This is a genomic window from Bradyrhizobium sp. SRL28, assembly GCF_018596315.1.
Taxonomy (GTDB): domain Bacteria; phylum Pseudomonadota; class Alphaproteobacteria; order Rhizobiales; family Xanthobacteraceae; genus Bradyrhizobium.
In genome coordinates, this window is record NZ_JAHEAG010000020.1 from 122,557 (window position 1) to 146,064 (window position 23,508).

Genomic DNA, 23,508 nt, shown 5'->3' on the forward strand with positions numbered 1-23,508 from the left:
TTCGAATGGTGCGAGCGGGGTGAACGATTTGATTGTCTTGATTGCCCGCGCGTTGCGCACGTCTCTCCTGCCTCTGTTGCTTGCAACATTCGTACAAAGCGCAGTGTGCGCTCCCGGTGCGCCATCGTCTGCCGCGGAAGGCATTTACGCCTCGGCGCCGCCGCGGCTGCTGCAAATCCGCACGCTGCTCGCGGATGCCGGACGGCAGACCTCGATCGGCTCAGGTTTCCTCGTCTCCGCCGACGGACTTGCGGTCACGAACTATCATGTGATTTCGCAGGCGGCGCTGGAGCCGAAGACTTACCGGCTCGAATACCGGGGCGCTGACGGCAGCCACGGCCAGCTCAGCCTGATCGGCGTGGACGTGGCGAACGATCTGGCGATCGTCCAGCTCGACAAACGCGATGCGCCATTTTTCACCTTCGACAAGGCGGCGATGGAAGGCGCCATGCCCAAGGGCGAGCGGCTCTATTCGATGGGCAATCCGCTCGACCTCGGTTTCACCATCGTCGAAGGCACCTATAACGGTCTGGTCGAGCATAGCTACAACGAACGCGTCCACTTCACCGGCGCGCTCAATCCGGGCATGAGCGGCGGGCCCGCCGTCACGGCTGACGGCCGCGTCGTCGGCGTCAACGTCGCCACAAGGCGCGGCGGTCAGCTCGTCAGCTTTCTCGTGCCCGCGCGTTTCGCCGAGGCGCTGCTTGAGCGCGTGCGCGGCCGCGCTGCTGCGCCTTCCGAACTGCGTGGCGAGATCGGGCGCCAGCTCGCCGCGTGGCAGTCCTCGCTCTACAAATCCTTTGCCGATCAGGGCTTCCGTCCTGCCTCGCTCGGGCCGTACCGCGCGCCGGAGACGTCGGCATCGTGGTTCAATTGCTGGGCGCAGACCAATGCGGATGCGACGCCCAAGCCGCGCGCGAGCATCAACTCGACGACCTGCACCAGCGACACCGGCCTATACGTCGCCTCCGATCTCAACACCGGCTCGATCCAGATCAACCATTCCTACGTGAAGTCGATCGATCTCAATCAATTCCAGCTCGCGTCGCTGCTGACCAACCTCAGCCAGCCGCGGGTCGTCGGCGGTGGGCCGTTCCGCAAATGGTACACGCCGGAGCGCTGCCATGAGGACTTCGTCAGCGCCGCCGTCACGCCGGCCCACCCGCCGCTCCGCGCCATCTGGTGCGCGCAGGCCTACCGCGAGTTCGACGGGCTCTATAACGTTGTCCTGGTTGCCGTCAGCCAGGATGACGGTCGCGAGGCGCTGGTGTCGCGCCTCAACATGCCGGCGATCGGTTATGAGGATGCGATTGCGCTCGGCAAACGGTTCCTCGAAGCTGTGCAAGTGACGCGATGATCTGGGTCGAAATTCTGTCGCGCCATCGCGAGGTCACCGCGCGTTTCCGTATCGCCGCTTCGGAAGCGCGGATCGGCCGCGGCTACGACAACGACGTCATCGTCGATGATCCCTATGTTGCCGCAAACCATCTGCGCATTTTTCGCGACGAGGCCGGGCAATGGATCACCGAGGACACGGGAAGCGCCAATGGCACGTTCATTGACGGCGTGCGCACGAGGCAATCGCGCTTTGCGATCGACGGCAAGCAACTGATCCGGATCGGACAGACGCTAGTGCGTATCCGCGAGGCGAACTACGCGATCGATCCCGAGCGGCTTGCGCCATCCGATCGGCCTGCGTTGCCGGTCGCATTGGCTGCCGGGCTCGCCGCCACTGTCCTGGGGCTGTCGGCGCTTACCATCTGGCTCGGTCAGACTTCCGAGCCGCGTGCCTCGTCCTATTTGACGGCGCTGCTGGGGATCATCGGCGCCCTATTGGTTTGGACAGGGCTGTGGGCGCTGTTATCGCGCATCTTTTCCGGCCGATCGCGCTTCTTGCGCAATCTGCTGATTGCGCTTGCCGGCATACTGGCGCTGACCGTCTACAACGAATTCGCGCGCTATTGCGCGTTCGCCATCAACTGGCCTTCGGGCATCATTTATCAGTACGCGGCCGCCTGGACTGTCCTTGCGGCAATCTGCTTCCTGCATCTGCGGGAGATTGGCCCGGCGCGGCTCTGGTTGAAGGGAGCGATCGTGACCACGGTGCTGGCGACCGCGATTGCGGCGCAGACGCTGCAGCAGTCGGAAGCCTTTTCCGATTTCGGCAGGCAGAACACCACCCGCCTGTTGATGCCGCCGGCGCTTCGCGTGGTGCCGGTCAAGCAGGAGGATAATTTCTTCCGTGACATCGCCGGGTTGAAGGCCAGGCTCGATGCCGATCGCGGCAAGGCGGCGGCCGGGAAGGCGGGCCGATAAACATTCGGCCGCCAATAGCCACTCCGTTACGGCTCATGCCGCTGCCGGAACGAACACGCGCAGGCGATGGCCCCGCAAAAGCTGAATGAGATCGAGCAGGCGCTGCGCGCGCGACATTAATCCGCCCCGCTACCAAGCGGGACGAGGTTATCATGGCCTGCTGTCAGGTTATGTCAGCATCAGCAACATGATTTCCGCAGGCCAGCGCTAATAGCCTGAAGCGCGTTGTGCGCGCGTCGCTCACCCCGCCGCACAACGACGCCATCGCAAATTTCAAGAACTTGTCATGCCTTTTGCGATGCCGTCCCGCGTGATCCGGCGTATAGTCGAACCGAGGGGGAACTGTTCTGCATCACGTGAATACCACCTGAATTCGCAGCAACGGAGATCCGCCATGAAAGTAAAAGACGCGATGCACAAGGGCGTCGACTGGGTCAGCCCCGACACGCCCGTCGCCGAAATCGCCAAACTGATGCGCGCACATGATATCGGCTGCATTCCGATCGGGGAGGACGATCAGCTGATCGGGATGGTGACCGATCGCGACATTGTCTGCAAAGGACTTGCCGGCAACGGTTTCGATGCCAGCCGCGCCAAGGCGCGCGACGTGATGACCGAAGGCATTCATTGCTGCCGCGAGGACGATGATCTTGCGAAAGCGGTGCATCACATGGAGACGCTGAAAGTCCGCAGGTTGCCGGTGATCAACAAGAACAAGCGGATGGTCGGCATGATCAGCCTGGGCGACATCAGCCAGTTCGCGCCCAATGATTTGATGTCCGGGTACGTGAAGAGCGTTGCGGCCCATCACTGAAGCGGCGGCGTGTTGCGATCGAATCGTCCCAAACGGCTCGCGCCCGTTCGACCGCGAACGGGTGCGGGGCGTCCTGCTTGAAGTCGCGCGACCGCAGCGGCGCAGCCGGCGGAACGAGCGGCCTCAATCGTGCGTGCTGAAGTGGCCGCGCCAGGCCTTCGCCGTCAATCTTGCGAACTGCTCGCCTTCCATGCGGATCAGCGTGGTGTGATCGCCGCTTTCCATGTAGACGTGCCGCCGCGCATCGATGCTGTCGTCGATGATGACGTCCAGCCCGTAGCATTCGCCGAGCGGCGGTACGGCCCCGCGGTCGCAGTCCTCGAACAGCCGTGCGATTTCGTCCTCGCTCGCCAGGTCGACCTTGTGGCCGAGCTGACTTTTCAGGGCCGACAGATGCAGGTGACGGGAGGCCGGAAGAACGGCCATCATGTAACCGCCGTCACGGCGCAGCACGACGGCCTTGGCCAGCGCCTCGCCCGGCACGTGGCAAGCCTCGGCCGTGCGCGTCGATGACATCGTGGGGGCATGAGGGATCAGGTCGTAGGTGACGCTCTGATCCAGGTATTTCTGCAGGGTCGGGGAAACGGTCATGGCGGCTCCTCCATTGAATGGGCAATTCGCACACCGGGAGGAACTCGCGCAGTCGCCTCACGATGCGGGCGAACACGATCTGGGCGAAAGGATACGCCCGCCGGAAGGTCGCGACAATCCGGATTCGGTGCCGGAACCGGGTGGCGGCACCTGTCCCGATGCGATTTTCGCCATACCTTGCTGGCAGAGCATTCGTTCAAGAAACGTTCAGCTCGATGCGCGCTCCATGGGGTGGGTCGTTCCGGGCGATGGGGAGTGAGAGATGCGGCTGACGAGGAATTTGTCGATTCTTTCGGTATGTCTGGTCGCGATATCGGGACTGGCGGGACATTTGGACACCGCCGCCGCGCAGCAGCCGGAAAAGCGTATTGCGCTGGTGGTCGGCAATGCCGCCTATGCGAAATCGCCGCTGGCGACGGCGGCCAACGATGCCGGCCTGATCGCGCAGACCTTGCAGGCGGCCGGCTTCGACGTGATCGGCGCGCGCGATCTCGACGGCGACACGCTGCGCAAGAGTTTTCGCGACTTCATCCAGAAGGCCGAAAGCTCGGGGCCGGACACGGTCGCGATGGTCTATCTGGCCGGTTACGGGCTGCAATTGGCGGGCGAGAACTATTTCGTGCCGGTCGATTCCGCGATCAACCGCGATACCGATGTTCCGATCGAGGCGCTGCGGACCGGCGACTACATCCGTCAGCTCGCCTCGCTGCCGCTGAAGGCCGGGATCGTCGTGCTGGACGCCGCGCGCCAGCAGCCCTTCGTCAACGGGCAGATCGCAAGCGGTCTCGCTTTGGTCGAGGCGGACCCGCACATGCTGATCGCGTTCAACGCGGCGCCCGGAACGGTCGCGCCGGCCGAGCAGGGACCGTACGGCATCTACGCCCAGTCGCTGGCCGAGATGATCCGGACCGGCGGATTGCCGCTGCCGGAGGTCTTCAATCGCGTACGGCTTCGCGTCAACGAAGCGAGCAAGGGCGCGCAGGTGCCCTGGGACAGCCAGAAGGTCGACGCGGCCTTCACGTTCTTCGAGCGCGCACCGGATGCGCCCGCCGCGGCGCCGCCGGATCAGGTCGCCGCCATCCGCAGCAAGCCGATCCGCGATCTCGGCGTGCAGGACGCCTATGCCGCAGCACTGGAGCGCGACACGCTGCCGGCCTACGAGGATTTTCTCGCTGCCTACCCCGACGATCCCATGGCGAAGCGGGTGAGGGCGATCGCGGCCGCGCGCCGCGAAGCGATCACCTGGCGGCGCACCTACCGCGCCGATACCCCGAACGCCTATTGGTCGTATCTGCAACGCTACCCGCGCGGGCCTCATGCCGCCGACGCGCGCCGCCGGCTTGCCATTCTCACTGCGGCGCTCGAGCCGCCGCCAACCTTTGACGTGATCGATTACGACGTGCCGCCGCCGCCGCCGGAAGAGTTCATCTATGTCGATCGACCGGTGTTGGCCTTCGGCGATCCCGAGTTCGATTTTCTCCCGCCGCCACCGCCACCGGTCTACTACCTGCCACCACCGCCGGATGATTTCGTGATATTGGAGCCACCGCCGCCGCCGATCGGGCTGTTCATCCTGCCGCAGCCGATCTTTGTGCCGATACCGGTCTATATCAGGCCCCCGCGCTATATCGCGCCACCGCCGAACAACATCATCTATGCCAATATCCACAACAGGGCCGTCATCAACAACGTCATCAACAGACGGCCGCAGCCGGCGTCGCCCGCGGACAGACCTGGTGCTGGACGTGACGCCAATGCTATCGGACGCCCCGGGTCCCCGGCCGCAACGGTTGCGCCGGGGCAGGGTGGCGGCGCCACGCCGACACTGCCGCCTGCGGTGGCGCAAAGGGCCACGCTGATCCAGCAGGGCAAGGCGCCGGTACCGCCGAGCGCCACGATCAATCCCGCCGTGAGGACTGGTTTGCCCGGCGCTCCGGTTGGGCAGACCGGAAGGCCGAACGCGACGCAGCCGGTGAACGCACCGGGCGCGCTGCCTTCGACCCAGCCTTTGCCAAGGACCAACGCGCTGCCGGTTCCGGGCGCCAGAGGCGCGCCACCCCAGCCCCCGAGCGCTGCGGTTTCGCCAGGTGCGGTCAATCCGAACGCAAGGCTGGCACCGGGCGCAACGCGTCCAGGGTCTGCGGCTCCGACTACGCCCGGCGCCGCTCCCGGCTCCAGGCCCGCTATCGGGGCGACTGCTCCCGCAGCGCCCGTTGGCCAGCCGAGACCGGGCGTCTCCGGTCCGGCGAGAGTCGTAGCACCGCCACCCAGCGCCGCCGCACCGCCAAAGCCCGCAGCTGCGATTGCCCCGAAACCTCAATTGCAGCCTGAACTGCGGCGGGCCCCGCCGCCGGCCGCCCGCGTCGCTCCGGCTCCACCGCCACGGATGGCTGCTCCGCCACCGCCGCGGATGGCCGCCCCGCCACCGCCGCGGATGGCCGCGCCGTCGCCTCCGCCAAGGATGGCCGCGCCACCCCCACCACCGCCGCGGATGGCCGCGCCGTCGCCTCCACCAAGGATGGCCGCTCCACCCCCACCACCCCCGCGTATGGCGGCACCGCCACCGCCCCGGATGGCTGCGCCCCCGCCGCGTGCTGCGCCTCCAGCGGCTGCGGCCAGGGGGTGTCCGCCGGGTGCCCGATGCTGATTGTTAACCGGCCAGATCCCCGGGATTTGGCCGGCGGCCGCCCCAAATCGCGGGGCCGGAAGGCCGAAAATCCGGCCTTATTTCCTTGCTTCTGGCTGGAATCCGGCTATACACCGCGCCATCTCACACGGAAACATGGCTCAAAAGGCCGTCCGGTGGCAGCCGGGCCATAAGGCTCGTTTGCTCACACGTTTCCGGAGGAACCAACCGGAGAATCATCACTATGTCGCTACCCGATTTTTCTATGCGTCAGTTGCTTGAAGCTGGCGTGCACTTTGGCCACCAATCGCACCGCTGGAATCCGAAAATGGCGGAGTTCATTTTCGGTGCCCGCAACAACATCCACATCATCGATCTCGCCCAAACCGTGCCGATGCTGCATCGCGCGCTGCAGGCGGTATCCGACACCGTCGCCAAGGGCGGCCGCATTCTGTTCGTCGGCACCAAGCGCCAGGCGCAGGACGGCGTTGCCGAAGCGGCCAAGCGCTCGGCGCAGTATTTCGTCAATTCGCGCTGGCTCGGCGGCACGCTGACCAACTGGAAGACGATCTCGGGTTCGATCAAGCGCCTGCGTCATCTCGACGAAGTGCTGTCGTCCGGCGAGGCCAGCTCCTACACCAAGAAGGAGCGGCTGACGCTGCAGCGCGAGCGCGACAAGCTCGACCGCTCGCTCGGCGGCATCAAGGACATGGGCGGTCTTCCCGACATGATCTTCGTGATCGACACCAACAAGGAAGACATCGCGATCCAGGAAGCGCAGCGGCTCAACATTCCCGTTGCGGCGATCGTCGACACCAATTCCGATCCCAAGGGCATCACCTTCGTGGTGCCGGGCAATGACGACGCCGGCCGCGCCATTTCGCTGTATTGCGACCTGATTGCCCGCGCCGCCATCGACGGCATCGCGCGCGCCCAGGGCGACCACGGCATCGACATCGGCGCCTCCGCTCAGCCGGCCCGCGAGGAAATTCCGGCAGCTCCCCAGCCGACCGGCTTCCAGGGTCTGGCCGGTCCGCGCGGCACCGCCGACAACCTCAAGAAGCTCACCGGCGTGTCGGGTGCGATCGAGAAGAAGCTCAACGACCTTGGCATCTTCCACTACTGGCAGCTCGCCGAGCTTGACCACGATACTGCGCACAAGATCGGTGAAGAGGTTGGTCTTCCGAGCCGCGCCGATGCCTGGGTTGCCCAGGCCAAGACGCTGATCGCGGAAGCGGAATAATTAGTACGCCGCGTGGCCGGGTCTTCCGGCCACCGGTTTTGCTCCCCAGATTACGGCATTCCCTGGAGCTAACGGCGGCCCGGCGCAAAGTGTGCGCTGCGCCCGCGGCTAACAGGCAAGAAGGATATCGACGATGGCAACGATCACTGCGGCGATGGTCAAGGAACTGCGCGAGTCGACCGGCGCAGGCATGATGGACTGCAAGGCAGCGCTCACCGAAACCTCGGGTGACATGACGGCCGCGCAGGATTGGCTGCGCAAGAAGGGCCTGTCGAAGGCCGCCAAGAAGGCCGGCCGCGTCGCGGCGGAAGGCCTGATCGGCGCGGTCACGTCGGGCGCCAAGGGCGTCGTGGTCGAAGTCAACTCGGAGACCGATTTCGTTGCGCGCAACGAGCAGTTCCAGGGCCTCGTCAAGATGATCGCCCAGGTCGCGCTTCACAACGGCGCCGACGTCGAGACGATCAAGGCGGCCAAGGTCGGCAGCGTCACCGTCGAGACCGCGATTTCGGACGCGATCGCGACCATCGGCGAGAACATGTCGCTGCGCCGTGCGGCTTCGCTCGAAGTCGGCCAGGGCGTGGTGTCGAGCTACGTTCATGGTGCTGTGATCGACGGCGCCGGCAAGATGGGCGTGCTGGTCGCGCTCGAATCATCCGGCAAGACCGATGAACTCGTGCATCTCGGCCGTCAGCTTGCCATGCATGTGGCCGCGACCAATCCGCAGGCGCTGGACCCGAGCGGTCTCGATCCGGCGATCGTGACGCGCGAAAAGGACGTGCTGGCCGACAAGTATCGCCAGCAGGGCAAGCCGGAGAACGTGATCGAGAAGATCGTCGAGTCCGGCCTTAAGACCTATTACAAGGAAGTCTGCCTGCTGGAGCAGGCGTTCATCCATGACGAAAAGGGCAAGTCGGTAGCCCAAGCGGTGAAGGAAGCCGAAGGCAAGATCGGTGCGCCTGTGAAGATTGCCGGATTTGTGCGCTATGCTCTCGGCGAGGGAATCGAAAAGCAGGAATCCGATTTCGCAGCCGAGGTCGCCGCGGCCAGCGGCAAGAAGTAACCGCTGCGGTCATAGTCTTCCGGCGCTATCGCGCCGGAAGTCACCTGCGCGGGATAAGGAAGCGATAAGCAATGGCTCAGCCGGTCTATCGTCGCGTCGTGATCAAGCTCTCGGGCGAGTATCTCGCAGGCAGCCACCACTTCGGTATCGACCAGCCCACCGTTGACCGTATTGCCGACGACCTGATCGCAGTCCAGAAGCTCGGCGTCGAGGTAGCCGTCGTGATCGGCGGCGGCAACATCGTCCGCGGCGTCGAAGTCTCCTCGCGCGGCGTGTCGCGCCCGACCGGCGACACCATGGGCATGCTCGCCACCATGATGAACTGCCTGGCGCTGGAAGCGGCCATCGAGCGCAAGGGAACGCCGGCGCGGACCCTGTCGGCGTTCGTGATGCCCGAGATTTCCGAGCTGTTCACCCGCAGTGCAGCGCACAAATACCTTTCCGAGGGCCGAATCGTCTTGCTTGGCGGCGGAACCGGCAATCCGTTCTTTACGACCGATACCACCGCGGTGCTGCGGGCGGCCGAGATCGGGGCGCAGGCCGTGCTCAAGGCCACCAATGTTGATGGCGTTTACAGCGCCGACCCCAAAAAGGACCCGTCGGCCAAGCGTTTTGACCGCCTGACGCATTCGCAGGCGATTGCTGGCGACTACAAGGTGATGGATGCGACCGCATTCGCGCTTGCCCGCGAGACGTCACTGCCTATCATCGTATTCTCGATCGCCGAGCCGGGTTCGATCGGCGCGATCCTGCGCGGGGCCGGCCATGGCACGGTGGTTGCCGGCTGAAATGGCCAGAGCTGCTTCGAACCGCGGGCTTTAAGATGCCGGCGGCTGGTTTCTAAGGAGGGGAGAGTGTTATGCCCACGCCCGGTTTTGACATCAACGAATTGAAGCGCCGCATGCAAGGCGCCACCCAGTCGCTCAAGCACGAGCTGGGCGGCTTGCGGACCGGCCGCGCGGCGGCGTCCATGCTGGAGCCGGTGCAGGTCGAGGCTTACGGCTCGCACATGCCCCTCAACCAGCTCGCGACCGTCAGCGTGCCCGAGCCGCGCCTCCTCTCCGTGCAGGTGTGGGACAAGTCCATGGTGAAGGCGGTCGAAAAGGCGATCGTCGATTCCAACCTCGGCCTCTCGCCCGCGACCGAAGGGCAGGTGCTGCGCCTGCGGATTCCCGAGCTCAACGAGGAGCGGCGCAAGGAACTGGTGAAAGTCGCGCACAAATACGCCGAAGCCGCCAAGGTCGCCGTCCGCCACGTCCGTCGCGACGGACTGGATATCGTCAAGAAGCTCGAGAAGAATCACGAGATTTCCGAAGACGATCAGGAACGGCTCGCCAACGACGTGCAAAAGGCGACCGACGGAATGATTGCGGAAATCGATCAGTTGCTTGCGGCGAAGGAAAAGGAAATCCTCACCGTTTGACGGCAACGTTGAAGAATCGAGATTGGTCTGGAATTCAGATAATGCCGAACGCCGCCGCCCCCGCACCGGAAGGATCAGATCGATCCGTCCCGTTGCATGTGGCGATCATCATGGACGGAAACGGGCGCTGGGCGGCAGCGCGCGGCTTGCCGCGTGCCGAAGGCCATCGCCGCGGCGTCGAGGCGCTGCGTCGCGTCGTTCGCGCCGCCCATGAACTCGGCGTGCTCTATCTGACGATCTTTTCGTTCAGCTCGGAGAACTGGTCGCGGCCGGCGACCGAAATCGGCGATCTGTTCGGACTGCTCCGCCGCTTCATCCGCAACGATCTAGCGACGCTGCATAGCGACGGCGTGCGCGTGCGCGTGATCGGGGAGCGGGAAGGGCTTGAGCCCGATATCTGCACGCTGCTCAACGAGGCCGAGGAACTGACCAGGGCCAACACCAAGCTCAATCTCGTGGTCGCGTTCAATTACGGATCGCGCCAGGAAATTGCCGGCGCCGCCCAGCGGCTGGCGCGCGAAGTGGCGGAGGGCAAGCGCGACCCGGCATCGATCGACGCCGATGCGCTCGGCCAATATCTCGATGCACCCGAAATTCCCGATCCCGACCTGATCATCCGCACCAGCGGCGAGCAGCGGCTGTCGAACTTCCTGATGTGGCAGGCGGCCTATAGCGAACTCGTTTTCGTGCCGATCCACTGGCCGGATTTCGACAAGGCCGCGCTCGAAAGCGCCATTGCCGAATATGCCAGACGGGAACGCCGTTTCGGCGGTCTGGCCGCGAAAACCGGATCGTGACCGAACGCGAGGCCGCGCCGGCGGCAGCGAGCACTGATTCGCGCAATCTCGTCATGCGCATCGCCGTAGCCGCCGTGCTGATCCCGCTCGCAGTCGCGATCGCCTATGCGGGCGGCTGGCTCTGGACCGCGCTGGTGACGCTGGCTGCCGTCGGCCTGTTCGTGGAATGGCTCGCGATCGTGGGTCTCGCCGGTGCTACTCGCGTGACGGTGCCGGGTGTGGCCGCGCTTGCGGTCGCCGGGCTTTGTTTTGCGGTTGGCCGGCTCGATGCTGCGCTGATCGTGCTCGGCGTCGGCCTCGTTGCAGTCGCATCGATCGCGCCGGAGCGGCGGGGTTGGGCGGCGGCGGGATTCTTGTACGCGGCGGCGGCCGAGATCGCCTCGGTGCTGGTGCGTCTCGATCCCGTAAAGGGATTCGCCGCGCTGATGTTCGTGCTGCTGATCGTATGGGTGACCGATAGCGGCGGCTATTTCGCGGGTCGCGGTATTGGCGGCCCGAAACTATGGCCGCGCGTCAGCCCGAAAAAGACCTGGGCGGGCGCCGCCGGCGGGTTTGCCGCCAGCCTGGCTGTGGCGGTCGGGTTTGCCGCGTTCGACCTGGGCCGAATCGGGCCGTTATTGATGCTTTCCGGGGCTCTGTCGGTCGTGTCCCAGCTCGGCGACCTCTTCGAATCCGCCGTGAAGCGGCGTTTTGGCGTAAAGGACTCAAGTCACATTATTCCCGGCCACGGCGGGCTAATGGACCGTCTGGACGGATTTGTCGCAGCCGTCGTCGTGGCGGCACTTTTCGGTTTTCTGCGGGGTGGCGCTGATGGCGTCGGCCGCGCTCTTATGGTTTGGTGAAACGATGAGCGCAGTTCCATTGCGTAACAACAAGGCCGCGGTAGCGGATGCGCGCACCGTAACGGTGCTGGGCGCCACCGGTTCGATCGGCGACAGCACCATGGATTTGCTGCGCGGCGCGCGCGATCGCTATTCTGTCGAGGCGCTGACCGCAAATTCCAACGTCGAAGCACTGGCCAAACTCGCCAAGGAATTCGGCGCGCGATTCGCTGCGATCGCCGACCCGGCGCGGCTTGGCGAACTGAAGGACGCCCTGGCCGGCACGGGCATCGAATGTGGTGCCGGCGAAAGCGCCATCATCGAGGCCGCGGCGCGTCCCGCCGACTGGGTGATGGCGGCGGTGAGCGGTGCGGCCGGGTTGAAGCCCGCGCTGGCCGCGGTCGACCGCGGCGCGACGGTCGCGCTCGCCAACAAGGAATGTTTGGTCTGCGCCGGCGATTTCTTCATGCAGCGCGCGGCGAAAGCAGGGGCCTGCATTCTGCCGGCCGATTCCGAACACAACGCATTGTTTCAGGCGCTTTCCTCCGGCAATCGCGAGGAACTGGTGCGCGTGATCATCACCGCATCCGGCGGGCCGTTCCGCACCTGGGCCGCTACCGACATCGAGCAGGCGACGCTGGCGCAGGCGCTAAAACATCCGAACTGGAGCATGGGCCAGAAGATCACCATCGATTCGGCTTCGATGATGAACAAGGGCCTCGAAGTCATCGAGGCCTCCTATCTCTTCGCGCTCTCCGCCGACGAAATCGACGTTCTCGTGCATCCGCAGTCGATCATCCACGGCATGGTCGAATTCTCCGATCGCTCTGTGGTTGCGCAACTCGGCGCGCCCGACATGCGCATTCCGATTGCGCATTGCCTCGGATGGCCCGACCGAATCGTTGGCCCCTCGGCCAGGCTGGATCTCGCAAAAATCGGACAGCTGACCTTCGAGGCACCCGATTTCGAGCGGTTTCCGGGCTTGCGGCTGGCCTACGAGGCCTTACGTACGGGCCGTGGTGCGACCACGGTATTCAACGCTGCCAATGAGGTGGCGGTGGCGGCGTTCATTGCCGGACAGATCAAGTTCGGTTCGATCGCGCGCCTCGTCGAAGCCACCATCAACGACTGGATTCGCGCCGGGAACCTTGCGCCTTTGAGCTCGGCCGACGACGCGATTTCCGTTGACCATAACGCGCGAAATCGAGCCGCCTCCCTATTGCCTCAAATTGCCTTAAAGGCATCCTAGAGGGTTGGGGACGGAGCCATTGGCTCTTGTCGAGGGGAACCTGATGTCAGAGTTTTTTCTAAGTAGTTTCAGCACGTTGGGCCATGGGCTCGTCGGCTACATCATCCCCTTTTTGTTCGTCCTGACCATCGTCGTGTTCTTCCATGAACTCGGCCACTTCCTGGTCGCCCGGTGGGCGGGCGTGAAGGTGTTGACGTTCTCGCTCGGCTTCGGGCCGGAACTCGTCGGCTTCAACGATCGCCATGGCACGCGCTGGAAGGTCTCCGCGATCCCGCTCGGCGGCTATGTGAAGTTCTTCGGGGACGAATCGGAAGCCTCGACGCCGGCCTCGGCCGAAACGCTCGCCAGCATGAGCGCGGAGGAGCGGGCGGGCAGCTTCCATCACAAGAAAGTCGGCGCGCGTGCGGCCATCGTTGCCGCCGGTCCGATCGCGAATTTCATTCTGGCGATCGTCATCTTCACCTGTCTCTTCACCTTCTTCGGCAAGCCGAGCACGACGGCGCGCGTCGACAAGATCGAAGCCAGCAGCGCCGCCGAGCGGGCGGGCTTTCAGGTTGGCGACATCGTCACCGCCATCGACGGCAAGAAGATCGGCAGTTTCTCCGATATGCAGCGCTTCGTCAGCGTGCGTGCCGGCGACACCCTGACCTTCACCGTCAAGCGCGGTGATTCCGCGCTGGAATTGAAGGGCACGCCGGAACTGCGCGAAGTGAAGGATCCGTTCGGGAACACGCAGCGGCTCGGGATTCTCGGCATCACCCGCGCAACCACGCCGGGCGAGGTGACGACAGAGAAGGTCGATCCGGCGAGCGCGCTTTGGCTGGGAATCAAGGAAACCTGGTTCGTCATCGAGCAGACGCTGGCCTATATCGGCAACATCTTCACCGGCCGGGCGAGTGCCGACCAGATCGGCGGACCGATTCGCATCGCGCAGATTTCGGGGCAGGTCGCCACGCTGGGGATCATTCCGCTGCTTCATCTGGCGGCGGTGCTGTCCATTTCGATCGGGCTGCTGAACCTGTTCCCGGTGCCATTACTCGACGGCGGTCACCTTATGTTCTACGCGGCCGAGGTGCTGCGGGGGCGTCCCTTGTCGGAAAAATCGCAGGAATACGGGTTCCGCGTGGGGCTGGTTTTGGTGCTGATGTTGATGGTGTTCGCTTTCTATAACGATTTCCATCAGGTGCCGTGGCTGAAGGGGCTGTTCGGGAGATCGTAGTAGCGGCTTTTTTGTGACGTTGCCCATTGGCAACGTCTTGGAATGAAAATGGAATCGCACCGCGATGTCTGGTTTGCCACCCCCTCGAAATTGGTTACAAGCAGTGCAACTTTGGGATTCTGCCGGTTCGTAGGGGTACGGACCGTCACTGCAATGACGAGGGCGCGTTGCGCATGATGTTGGGAATGCGAGTGCGGGGGGCTCTACTGGGCGCTCTGATCATGGTTGCCGTGCCGATGGGGGGCGCGCTGATGTCTGTGCCGGCTGCGGCGCAGACAGTGGCGTCGATCTCGGTAGAGGGGAACCGGCGTGTCGAGGTCGAGACCATCCGTTCCTATTTCAAGCCAGGCCCCGGCGGCCGGCTCGGGCAGGCCCAGATCGACGACGGCCTGAAGGCGCTGATCGAAACCGGCCTGTTCCAGGACGTGCGAATCAATCAGGTGGGCGGCCGGCTGGTCGTCACCGTGGTCGAAAACGCCGTGATCGGGCGCATTGCCTTCGAAGGCAACAAGAAGGTCAAGGACGAGCAGCTTTCGGCTGAAATCCAGTCCAAGCCGCGCGGCACATTCTCGCGTCCGACGGTTCAGTCGGACGCCCAGCGCATCGCCGAAATCTACCGGCGCTCCGGCCGCTATGACGTACGTGTGACCCCTGAAATCATCGAGCAGCCGAACAACCGTGTCGACCTGATCTTCACGGTCACCGAAGGCAGCAAGACCGGCGTCAGGTCGATCGAGTTCGTCGGCAATGTCGCCTACTCGTCCTATCGCCTGAAGGACATCATCAAGACGCGCGAATCCAACCTGTTGAGCTTCCTCGGCGGCGCCGACGTCTACGATCCTGACCGGGTTGAGGCCGACCGCGACCTGATTCGCCGCTTCTATCTCAAGAACGGTTACGCCGACGTGCAGGTGGTCGCCGCGCTGACCGAGTATGACCCCGACAAGAAGGGCTTCCTCGTCACCTTCAAGATCGAGGAGGGGCAGCAATATCGCGTGGCCTCCGTCGACTTCCAGACCTCTATCGCAACCCTCGATACCGCCTCGATGCGCAGCTTCTCGCGCGTCAGCGTCGGTTCGGTCTACAATGCCGAGGCGCTTGAGAAATCCGTCGAGGAAATGCAGATCGAGGCCTCGCGGCGCGGCTACGCCTTCGCCGTGGTCCGCCCGCGCGGCGACCGCAATTTCGAAGCGCACACCGTTTCGATCGTGTTCGCCGTCGATGAGGGCCCGCGAACCTATATCGAGCGCATCAACGTCCGCGGCAACACCCGCACCCGCGACTACGTGATTCGCCGCGAGTTCGACCTGTCCGAGGGCGACGCCTACAACCGCGCTCTGGTCGATCGTGCCGAGCGCCGGCTGAAGAACCTCGACTTCTTCAAGAGCGTGAAGATCCTGACCGAGCCCGGTTCGTCGACCGATCGCGTGATTCTGGTCGTCGACCTCGAAGAGAAGTCGACCGGCGACTTCTCGGTGTCGGGCGGCTATTCGACCACCGACGGTGCGCTGGCCGAAGTCAGCATTTCCGAGCGCAACTTCCTCGGTCGCGGCCTGTATGCGAAGGCAGCCGTGACCTACGGTCAGTACGCGCGCGGCGGTTCGCTGTCGTTCGTCGATCCCTATCTGCTCGACTACCGCGTCGCGCTCGGCCTCGATCTGTTCTACCGCGAACAGCTCGCCAACAGCTATATTGCTTACGGCACCAAGACGCTGGGCTTTAGCCCGCGGCTCGGCTTCACCTTGCGGGAAGATCTCGCGCTTCAGTTGCGCTACTCGATCTATCAGCAGGAAATCTCGCTGCCGAGCCAGCTCGCGAACTGTAATAACAATCCGAACAACGGGCTGCTGGCTTTCAATCCGTCGCCAGCCTTTGCGCAGCTGAACGGTATTCCTGCGGGGGGCACGGCAACAGCAGGGGGGCAGACCGCCACCGACACCTCCGGCATCGGCCTGTGGTGCTACAGCGATGGCGAAGCTTCGCTGCCGGTTCGCCGGGAACTGCAGAGCGGCAAGGCGCTGACCTCGTCGGTCGGCTATTCGCTGAACTACAACACGCTTGATAACAACAAGAACCCGACCGACGGCTTGCTGATCGACTGGAAGCAGGACTTCGCCGGTGTCGGCGGCGACGTGAAGTACATCAAGTCGGCGGTCGACGCGAAGTATTACACCCCGCTGGTCGCCGATATCGTCGGCCTGATCCATCTCCAAGGTGGCATGCTGAACCAGTTCGGCGGCAGCGAACTGCGCATGCTCGATCACTTCCAGATGGGTCCGAACCTGGTTCGCGGTTTTGCGCCGAACGGCATCGGTCCGCGCGACATGAACCCATACGGCACGCGTGACGCGCTCGGCGGCACCAAATACTGGGGCGCTTCGTTCGAATTGCAGATGCCGTTCTGGTTCCTGCCGAAGGAAGTTGGGCTCAAGGGCTCAGTCTATGCCGACGCCGGCGGACTGTTCGATTACAAGGGGCCGACGTCCTGGGCGCAGACGGGCGAAGTCAATGTGCCTGGCTGTGTGCCGCCGACGCAGGCGACGGCGACAGCTGGGGCCACTCCGGGAACCTGTTTGGGATTGCAGTACGACAACGGCAATGTGGTTCGCACCTCGGTGGGTGTCGGCATCATCTGGGCCTCGCCGTTCGGTCCGCTACGGTTCGACTATGCGGTTCCGCTTACGAAGGGTCAGTTCGACCGCGTACAGGAATTCAAGTTTGGCGGCGGCACATCGTTCTAAGGTGGCTTGAAGCGACGGACGTATGGTCCGCGTGACGAGAACGCCTCGGAAAAAGAGCAGGGGTCGGCTCCGCTTCTTCGGAGCCGGCACTCTGGTGTGAATGCCTGCCGGACTGCGACGGGTGGAATGGCGCAGCCGATATTCTTCAAGCAACCTCCTTCCTCGACGCTGGCCGAACTGGCCGCGTTGACGGAAGCGGTATTGGTCGACCCCGCACGGGGCGGTCAGGTGATCAGGGGCCTCGCTTCGCTCGACGAAGCCGGTCCCATGCATCTGGCGTTTTTCGATAACCTCAGATACGCCGATCAGCTCAAGGCGACCAAGGCCGGCGCCTGCCTGGTCAGCCCGCGCTTCGAGGCCCAGGTGCCCGCCCATGTGGCGGTGCTGCGGGCCGGGCAGCCGTTCCGCGCCTTCGTGAAGCTGGCGCGCGAATGGCACGCCGATGCGCTTCGCCCGCAATCCTGGTTCGACAATGACGGGATCGCGCCATCGGCCATCATCGATCCGTCCGCCCATCTGGAGGATGGCGTCATCGTCGATCCGCTGGCCGTGATCGGCCCCAGGGTCGAGATCGGCGCCGGCACCGTGATCGGCGCGGGCGCAGTGATCGGTGCCGACGTCAAGATCGGCCGGGACTGCAATGTCGGCGCCCGCACGGCGATCCAGTTCGCCCTGATCGGCAACAACGTCCTGATCCATCCGGCCTGCAGCATCGGCCAGGATGGCTATGGCTTCATTTTTTTCGGCCCCGAGGGTCACATCAAGGTGCCGCAGACCGGCCGGGTCCTGATCCAGAACAATGTCGAGGTCGGCGCCGGCACCACCATCGACCGCGGCAGCCTGCGGGACACGGTGATCGGCGAGGGCACTAAAATCGACAATCAGGTCCAGATCGGCCACAATGTGACCATCGGCAGGCACTGCCTGCTCGCAGCCCAGATCGGGCTCGCGGGCAGCCTGACGATCGGGGACCATGTTGCGCTGGGCGCCAAGGTGGGCATCAACAACCATCTCAAGATCGGCGACGGCGCCCAGGTTACGGCGATGAGCGGAGTCAAGGACGACATCCCGCCCAACGGCCGCTGGGGCGGTTTCTTTGCAAAGCCGACCAAGCAGTGGTTCAAGGAGATTATTGCAGTGGAGCGACTGGCGCAGGGTGGCACGGCCGCTCCGAAGGGCGAGGGACGGGAGTAATGGAGGAGGCATCGGTCAGATTTGAGCTCGTGGATATCAACGAGATCCTCAAGACGCTCCCGCACCGCTATCCGATGCTGCTGATCGACCGGGTGATCAAGATCCGGACCGATTACAGCGGCATCGGCATCAAGAACGTCACTTTCAACGAGCCGCCATTCCTCGGCCACTTCCCCGACCGTCCGGTCTATCCCGGTGTGATGATGATCGAAGCCATGGCGCAGACCGCCGGCGTCATCGGCATCAAGTCGGTCGAGGGCACCGAGAAGCCGCGCGCGGTTTATTTCCTCACGATCGACAAGTGCAAATTCCGCAAGCCCGTGATGCCCGGCGATACCATCGAGTACCACATGCGCTCGATCGGCCGCCGCAAGGCGATGTGGTGGTTTCACGGCGACGCCAAGGTGAATGGCAGCGTGGTCGCGGAGGCCGACGTCGGCGCGATGCTGACGGATTGAAGCTGATTGAATTTATCCGTCACACAACCGACGTCTTCCTGATATCTCTGTTCAATCGCTGGTAGTGGAACTCACGCCGAGGTCGATTGAAGAAATTTGCAGATTAAATCCGGTTCGGGTCCACGCCTTTTTCAACGGAGGCGTCCGTGAACAAGCTTGTGTCCATCATTTCGTGTTTGATCATTTTTCTGCTGATGTCGCCGCAAAGTTACGCGGCCGATCTGGAAGGGCTCGTATCGTCGCTCAAGGACGGTGGCTATGTCCTCGTGTTTCGACACGGCGCCACCGACGACAGCCAGAAGGACGTCTACCCCTTCAAGTTCGACGACATGACCGCGCAGCGGCAACTGAGCGAGAAGGGCCGCGATATGGCGCGCGAACTTGGCGCTGCGCTGAAGAAGCTGGGCGTGCCGGTTGGCGAAGTTTACACCAGCCGGCTGAATCGGGCGGCTGAAACCGGCAAGCTCATCGGCGGCAAGGACGTATCCCCGGTGGACGAATTGACCGACAGCGGCGCGGGCAGTTCGTCGGCGATGGCCAATCCCGACGGCAAGAACGCCAAGGCTGGACGCGCCGTGCGCGATCTGGTGAACGCGCCTCCGAAAGCCGGCGTCAATAATCTGGCGGTGACGCACAAGACCAACGTGGCCGACGCCTTCGGAAAGGAATTCGCCGATATCCGCGAGGGCGAGGCGCTCGTCTACCAGACCAGCGCTTCGGGCCCGGCCGTCCTGATCGTTCGCGTGCAGGCCGGCGAATGGATCGCACTGGCCGGCAGCTAGAGCGATCTTGCGGGGTCGGGCAGTTCGGCGCGTGAGGAGCGCTGTTTGTGTGAGCTGTCACCGCGCACAGGCGTGACTATACGCTGGTATACTCGACAATGTCGGATCGTTGACAGAGCATGTGCTCAGTCACTCCGTGCGCCATGCCGTCCGCGTGAGCATGGAGCATTGGAACTTCGGTCCGTCGACTGATTTGTACTTTCCGGTGGCATGTCGCTGTTGAGATTGCCGCATGAAACGCCTGAGAATCGCCGTTGCGCTGATCGCCTCAGCCGCTGTTTTCGCCGGAAGTGCGACGGCCCGCGATGATGGCCGCTACGCCAACTCCCCGTTCAAGCAATGGTTCGATAGTCTCAGAAGCGGGAAGGGGCCATGCTGTTCGGACGCCGATGGCTCCGTCGTTTCCGATGTCGATTGGGAATCAAAGAACGGTCACTATCGCGTCCGGCTCGAGGGTCAATGGATCGACGTGCCCGACGATGCTGTCATCACCGTGCCAAATCGCTTCGGCCGGACCATGGTTTGGCCGATCAAGGGAGCCTATGGGATTTCGATCCGCTGCTTCCTGCCCGGCAGCATGATCTGATGACGTTCCTGACACCGGCGCGCCGCAACATGACGTAACGATACGTCACTGGACAGCATTCGGATGCCGCGCTAACCACCCGAAAACGCGAGATATTCGCGTCCAATCGATGGGCTGGGCTGCTTGATGGGTACGATCGATCCAACCGCGCGGGTTGAGGATGGCGCTGTGATCGGCGAGGGGACGACAATCGGTCCCTATTGCATTATCGGCCGCAACGTCGTTATCGGCGCCAACTGCAATCTGATCGCGCATGTTCACGTCACCGCGCAGACCACGATCGGGGCCGGCTGCACGATCTATCCGTTCGTCTCGCTCGGCACCCCGCCGCAATCGCTGAGTTACAAGGGCGAACTGACCCGGCTGGAGATCGGCGCAGGCTGCACCATCCGGGAGCAGTCGACCATGAACGCCGGCACGGTTGCCGGCGGCGGCGTGACGCGGGTCGGCGAGCGCGGCTACTTCATGAATTGCAGCCATGTCGGGCACGATTGCCAGGTCGGAAATGACGTGATTTTTGCAACCTCGGCTACCCTCGGCGGTCACTGCGAGATCGGCGATTTCGTCTTCATCGGCGGGCTGTCGGCCGTGCACCAGTTCACACGGATCGGACCGCAGGTGATGGTCGGCGGCGTCTGCGGCGTGCGTGGCGACATCATTCCATTCGGCCTCGCCAACGGCCAGTATGCTGCTCTCGAAGGGCTGAACATCATCGGCATGAAGCGCCGCAAGTTTACCAAGGAGCGGCTGGCGAAAGTGCGCGCGTTCTACCAACAACTGTTTCACGGCCCCGGCATCTTTGCCGAGCGGCTGAATGCGGTGCAGCCTCTCGCCGGAGAGGATCCGGCGATCGCCGAAATCCTCGCCTTCATCGCGCAGGGCAAGCACCGTGCGCTCTGCCTGCCCGCCGACGACGGCAACAAGCATTGATGACGGGATGGCCGCAGCCATGATTTCAGCGGCTTCTGACATTTCTTCGCCCGTCGGCGTCATCGCAGGCGGTGGCGCCATGCCGTTCGCGGTGGCGGAGTCGCTTTCGGCACGGGGGATCGCGCCGGTGCTGTTCGCGCTGCGCGGCGCCTGTGATCCGGCGCGCGTCGAGCGCTTCCGCCATCACTGGATCTCGGTCGGCCAGCTCGGCCGCGCCACAAAACTGTTCCGCAGCGAAGGCTGCCGCGACCTGATCTTCATCGGCACGCTGCTGCGCCCGGCGCTGTCGGAAATCCGGCTCGACTGGGGAACGATCCGCGTCCTCGGCCGCGTCTGGGCCGCGTTTCGCGGTGGTGACGATCATCTGTTGTCGGGGATCGGCCGCATCCTCGAGCAGGACGGTTTCCGGATGGTCGGCATCCGGGACGTCGCCCCCGACATTCTGATGCCGGAGGGAAGCATTGCCCGCGCTACGCCCGATTCCGCTGCTGCTGCTGACATCGCCAAGGGGCGGGAGGTGCTCGGCGCGCTTGGGCCTTTCGACATTGGCCAGGCCGTGGTCGTGATCGACGGGCATGTGGTGGCGGTCGAGGACATCGAGGGCACTGACGGGCTCCTGGCGCGCGTGGCGCGGCTGCGCGAGGCCGGGCGCATTCGCGCCAAATCCGGCCGCGGCGTGCTGGTGAAGGCGCCCAAGAGCAGCCAGGATTTGCGCTTCGACCTTCCGGCCGTGGGCGCCAAGACCATCGAGGGCGCAGCCCGGGCCGGGCTTGCCGGCATCGCCGTGATCGCCGGCCATACGATTGCCGCGGACTCGCAGGCCATGATCGAGGCCGCTGATCGCGCCGGCCTGTTCATCCAGGGCTTATCAGCGTGACGCCGTCTCGCGCCACCGCCGGGATGGAGCGGAGGATATTTCTGATCGCGACGGAAGAGTCCGGCGATCGCCTCGGCGCCAATTTGATGAAAGTGCTGCGCCAGCGCCTTGGCGACGGCGTGCGGTTCGAAGGCATCGGCGGCCGCGCGATGGCGCGCGAAGGCCTGGAGTCGCTGTTTCCGATCGAAGAGCTCTCGATCATCGGGCTCGCCGCCGTCGTCAAGGAATTGCCGAAGATCCTCGGGCTGATCAAGGAAACGGCCATCGCGGTGACGGAAGCCGCCCCGGATATTCTCGTCATCATCGACAGCCCAGACTTCACCCACCGCGTCGCGAAGCGCGTTCGCGCCAAGGATCCCAAAATTCCGATCGTCAACTATGTGTCGCCCTCGGTCTGGGCGTGGCGGCCGGGCCGGGCGCGCGCGATGCTGAAATATGTCGATCACGTGCTGGCGCTGCTACCGTTCGAGCCCGAGGCCTATCGCAGGCTGCACGGGCCGCCCTGCACCTATGTCGGCCATCCCCTGACCGAGCAACTGGCCTCGCTGCGCCCGAACGCGGATGAAGCCGTGCGGCGGACGGAATCGCCGCCGGTGCTGCTGGTGCTGCCGGGAAGCCGGCGCAGCGAAATCCGCCACCACATGGCAGTCTTCGGCCAGGCGGTGGCGCGGCTGCAGGAGCAGGGCGTGACGTTCGAACTGGTGCTGCCGACCATGCCGCATCTGCAGGAAGCGGTCGTGGACGCGGTGAAGGGCTGGCCGGTGCAGCCCCAGGTCGTGATCGGCGAGCAGGAGAAGCGGGCCAAGTTCCGGATCGCGCACGCGGCGCTGGCCAAATCCGGCACGGTGACGCTCGAACTGGCATTGGCTGAAGTGCCGATGGTGACGGCCTACCGGACCGGCACAATGGAGGCCTGGATCCTGCGGCGCGCCATCAAGGTGAACTCGGTGATATTGGCTAATCTCGTGATCGGCGAGAACGTCGTCCCCGAATTCCTGCAGGAAGATTGCACGCCGGAAAAACTCGCAGCCGCATTGCGCGACGTGCTCGGCGACACTGAGCTTCGGAAGACGCAGCTCGAGGCCTTCGGCAAGATCGACGGCATCATGTCGACCGGCAACCAGCCGCCGAGTGCCCGCGCCGCCGATATCGTGCTGGCGACGATGTGGCAGGCGCGGCGGGGATAGTAGTTTCGTAGGGTGGGCAGAGCGAAGCGTGCCCACCATCTCTCCTCAAGCAGAATCCGCCATGGTGGGCACGGCGCAAGCGCGCCTTTGCCCACCCTACGAAGGCTGGCAATTGAGTCACCGTATTTACGTATTTCGGCCTTCGGACATTGAGCGTGTTACTTGCCGAATGGAGGATATTTCCGAGAGCAGTGGTCGATGATGCCATCATGAACGGCCCGCGTGTCGCGATACTGCGGAGCTATATTGGCGCGTGTCGTGGCTACGCAGTTCTTGTACTGCGGATTCATCCGATTCAAAAAGTCAAGATTTCCAGCTGCCGCCTGCTGAGCTGAGCTGACCAGCGAGCCGCTTCCGATGATAGCTGCGAAAGCGAAGAGAGCGATGCGTGAGGTTTTCATGTCCGTTATCCCGGTCCGTGTGACTGCACTATGCAGCTCAGCAGAAAGAGAATGACCGGGGCGTACGGATACGTACGTGATGGGCGTCACGCGGCGCGTAAGTTTGGAATTACGGTGTAGTTTCGTAGGGTGGGCAAAGCCACCGGGTCGCGCGAATGCGCGCCCGATGACAGGCTCCGCGTGCCCACCATCT

Annotated in this window: 23 protein-coding genes; 21 read left to right on the forward strand and 2 right to left on the reverse strand. The window is 64.0% G+C overall.

Features of this window, described 5'->3' with window-relative positions; genetic code table 11:
* Window positions 1-19 precede the first annotated feature (19 nt).
* From KIP88_RS29870 to KIP88_RS29880, 3 genes are all read left to right on the forward strand, one after another.
* Window positions 20-1,357, forward strand: coding sequence for a S1C family serine protease (locus tag KIP88_RS29870; RefSeq protein WP_374226526.1), 1,338 nt, complete (start codon window positions 20-22; stop codon window positions 1,355-1,357).
* Complete coding sequence (locus KIP88_RS29875; RefSeq protein ID WP_214491711.1) at window positions 1,354-2,316, forward strand: FHA domain-containing protein; 963 nt, start codon at window positions 1,354-1,356, stop codon at window positions 2,314-2,316. The genes KIP88_RS29870 and KIP88_RS29875 overlap by 4 nt, the downstream gene beginning before the upstream one ends.
* 394 nt (window positions 2,317-2,710) lie before the next feature.
* Window positions 2,711-3,130 carry a CBS domain-containing protein gene (locus tag KIP88_RS29880; RefSeq protein ID WP_214491712.1) on the forward strand — a complete coding sequence of 140 codons (420 nt, stop codon included), beginning with the start codon at window positions 2,711-2,713 and terminating at the stop codon, window positions 3,128-3,130.
* Window positions 3,131-3,253: 123 nt separating this feature from the next.
* Here the strand turns inward: KIP88_RS29880 and KIP88_RS29885 are convergent, their stop codons facing one another.
* Complete coding sequence (locus KIP88_RS29885; RefSeq protein WP_214491713.1) at window positions 3,254-3,721, reverse strand: aminoacyl-tRNA deacylase; 468 nt, start codon at window positions 3,719-3,721, stop codon at window positions 3,254-3,256.
* Between KIP88_RS29885 and KIP88_RS29890 the strand changes: the two genes are divergently transcribed.
* The 18 genes from KIP88_RS29890 to lpxB all read left to right on the forward strand — a co-directional run bounded on the left by KIP88_RS29890 (window position 3,720) and on the right by lpxB (window position 22,914).
* Complete coding sequence (locus KIP88_RS29890; RefSeq protein WP_214491714.1) at window positions 3,720-3,980, forward strand: hypothetical protein; 261 nt, start codon at window positions 3,720-3,722, stop codon at window positions 3,978-3,980. The two genes, KIP88_RS29885 and KIP88_RS29890, sit on opposite strands and share 2 nt — an antisense overlap.
* Before the next feature lie 3 nt (window positions 3,981-3,983).
* Window positions 3,984-6,368, forward strand: coding sequence for a caspase family protein (locus tag KIP88_RS29895; protein WP_214491715.1), 2,385 nt, complete (start codon window positions 3,984-3,986; stop codon window positions 6,366-6,368).
* Between the two features lie 223 nt (window positions 6,369-6,591).
* Window positions 6,592-7,590, forward strand: a complete 999-nt coding sequence (locus KIP88_RS29900; RefSeq protein WP_214491716.1) for a 30S ribosomal protein S2 — start codon at window positions 6,592-6,594, stop codon at window positions 7,588-7,590.
* Window positions 7,591-7,723: 133 nt separating this feature from the next.
* Window positions 7,724-8,650: a translation elongation factor Ts gene (gene tsf, locus KIP88_RS29905; protein ID WP_214491717.1), complete on the forward strand. Its 927-nt coding sequence runs from the start codon at window positions 7,724-7,726 to the stop codon at window positions 8,648-8,650.
* A 71-nt stretch (window positions 8,651-8,721) separates the two neighbouring features.
* Window positions 8,722-9,438, forward strand: a complete 717-nt coding sequence (gene pyrH, locus KIP88_RS29910; RefSeq protein WP_214491718.1) for a UMP kinase — start codon at window positions 8,722-8,724, stop codon at window positions 9,436-9,438.
* Between the two features lie 71 nt (window positions 9,439-9,509).
* Window positions 9,510-10,073: a ribosome recycling factor gene (frr, locus tag KIP88_RS29915; protein ID WP_214491719.1), complete on the forward strand. Its 564-nt coding sequence runs from the start codon at window positions 9,510-9,512 to the stop codon at window positions 10,071-10,073.
* Between the two features lie 41 nt (window positions 10,074-10,114).
* Entirely contained in the window at window positions 10,115-10,870 is a 756-nt protein-coding gene (locus KIP88_RS29920; RefSeq protein WP_214491720.1) for an isoprenyl transferase, read from the forward strand.
* A complete protein-coding gene (locus KIP88_RS29925) occupies window positions 10,867-11,712 on the forward strand; it encodes a phosphatidate cytidylyltransferase (RefSeq protein WP_214491721.1) in 846 nt (281 codons plus the stop codon). The genes KIP88_RS29920 and KIP88_RS29925 overlap by 4 nt, the downstream gene beginning before the upstream one ends.
* A gap of 4 nt (window positions 11,713-11,716) precedes the next feature.
* Window positions 11,717-12,940 carry a 1-deoxy-D-xylulose-5-phosphate reductoisomerase gene (dxr, locus tag KIP88_RS29930; protein WP_214491722.1) on the forward strand — a complete coding sequence of 408 codons (1,224 nt, stop codon included), beginning with the start codon at window positions 11,717-11,719 and terminating at the stop codon, window positions 12,938-12,940.
* A 43-nt stretch (window positions 12,941-12,983) separates the two neighbouring features.
* Window positions 12,984-14,159, forward strand: coding sequence for an RIP metalloprotease RseP (rseP, locus tag KIP88_RS29935; RefSeq protein ID WP_214491723.1), 1,176 nt, complete (start codon window positions 12,984-12,986; stop codon window positions 14,157-14,159).
* A gap of 173 nt (window positions 14,160-14,332) precedes the next feature.
* Window positions 14,333-16,900 carry an outer membrane protein assembly factor BamA gene (bamA, locus tag KIP88_RS29940; RefSeq protein ID WP_214491724.1) on the forward strand — a complete coding sequence of 856 codons (2,568 nt, stop codon included), beginning with the start codon at window positions 14,333-14,335 and terminating at the stop codon, window positions 16,898-16,900.
* Between the two features lie 126 nt (window positions 16,901-17,026).
* Complete coding sequence (gene lpxD, locus KIP88_RS29945) at window positions 17,027-18,094, forward strand: UDP-3-O-(3-hydroxymyristoyl)glucosamine N-acyltransferase (RefSeq protein ID WP_214491725.1); 1,068 nt, start codon at window positions 17,027-17,029, stop codon at window positions 18,092-18,094.
* Window positions 18,094-18,552, forward strand: coding sequence for a 3-hydroxyacyl-ACP dehydratase FabZ (fabZ, locus tag KIP88_RS29950; protein WP_214491726.1), 459 nt, complete (start codon window positions 18,094-18,096; stop codon window positions 18,550-18,552). Before lpxD ends, fabZ begins: the two co-directional genes overlap by 1 nt.
* A gap of 146 nt (window positions 18,553-18,698) precedes the next feature.
* The gene (locus KIP88_RS29955) at window positions 18,699-19,334 is read left to right on the forward strand and encodes a histidine phosphatase family protein (RefSeq protein WP_308163669.1); all 636 of its coding nucleotides are present in this window, start codon (window positions 18,699-18,701) and stop codon (window positions 19,332-19,334) included.
* A 232-nt stretch (window positions 19,335-19,566) separates the two neighbouring features.
* The gene (locus KIP88_RS29960; RefSeq protein WP_214491727.1) at window positions 19,567-19,920 is read left to right on the forward strand and encodes a hypothetical protein; all 354 of its coding nucleotides are present in this window, start codon (window positions 19,567-19,569) and stop codon (window positions 19,918-19,920) included.
* Between the two features lie 126 nt (window positions 19,921-20,046).
* Window positions 20,047-20,850, forward strand: a complete 804-nt coding sequence (lpxA, locus tag KIP88_RS29965; protein ID WP_214491728.1) for an acyl-ACP--UDP-N-acetylglucosamine O-acyltransferase — start codon at window positions 20,047-20,049, stop codon at window positions 20,848-20,850.
* A gap of 19 nt (window positions 20,851-20,869) precedes the next feature.
* Window positions 20,870-21,727, forward strand: coding sequence for an LpxI family protein (locus KIP88_RS29970; RefSeq protein WP_214491738.1), 858 nt, complete (start codon window positions 20,870-20,872; stop codon window positions 21,725-21,727).
* A gap of 23 nt (window positions 21,728-21,750) precedes the next feature.
* Entirely contained in the window at window positions 21,751-22,914 is a 1,164-nt protein-coding gene (gene lpxB / locus KIP88_RS29975) for a lipid-A-disaccharide synthase (protein WP_214491739.1), read from the forward strand.
* Between the two features lie 158 nt (window positions 22,915-23,072).
* Here the strand turns inward: lpxB and KIP88_RS29980 are convergent, their stop codons facing one another.
* On the reverse strand, window positions 23,073-23,315 hold the full coding sequence (locus KIP88_RS29980) for a hypothetical protein (RefSeq protein WP_214491729.1): 243 nt from the start codon (window positions 23,313-23,315) through the stop codon (window positions 23,073-23,075).
* Window positions 23,316-23,508 lie beyond the last annotated feature (193 nt).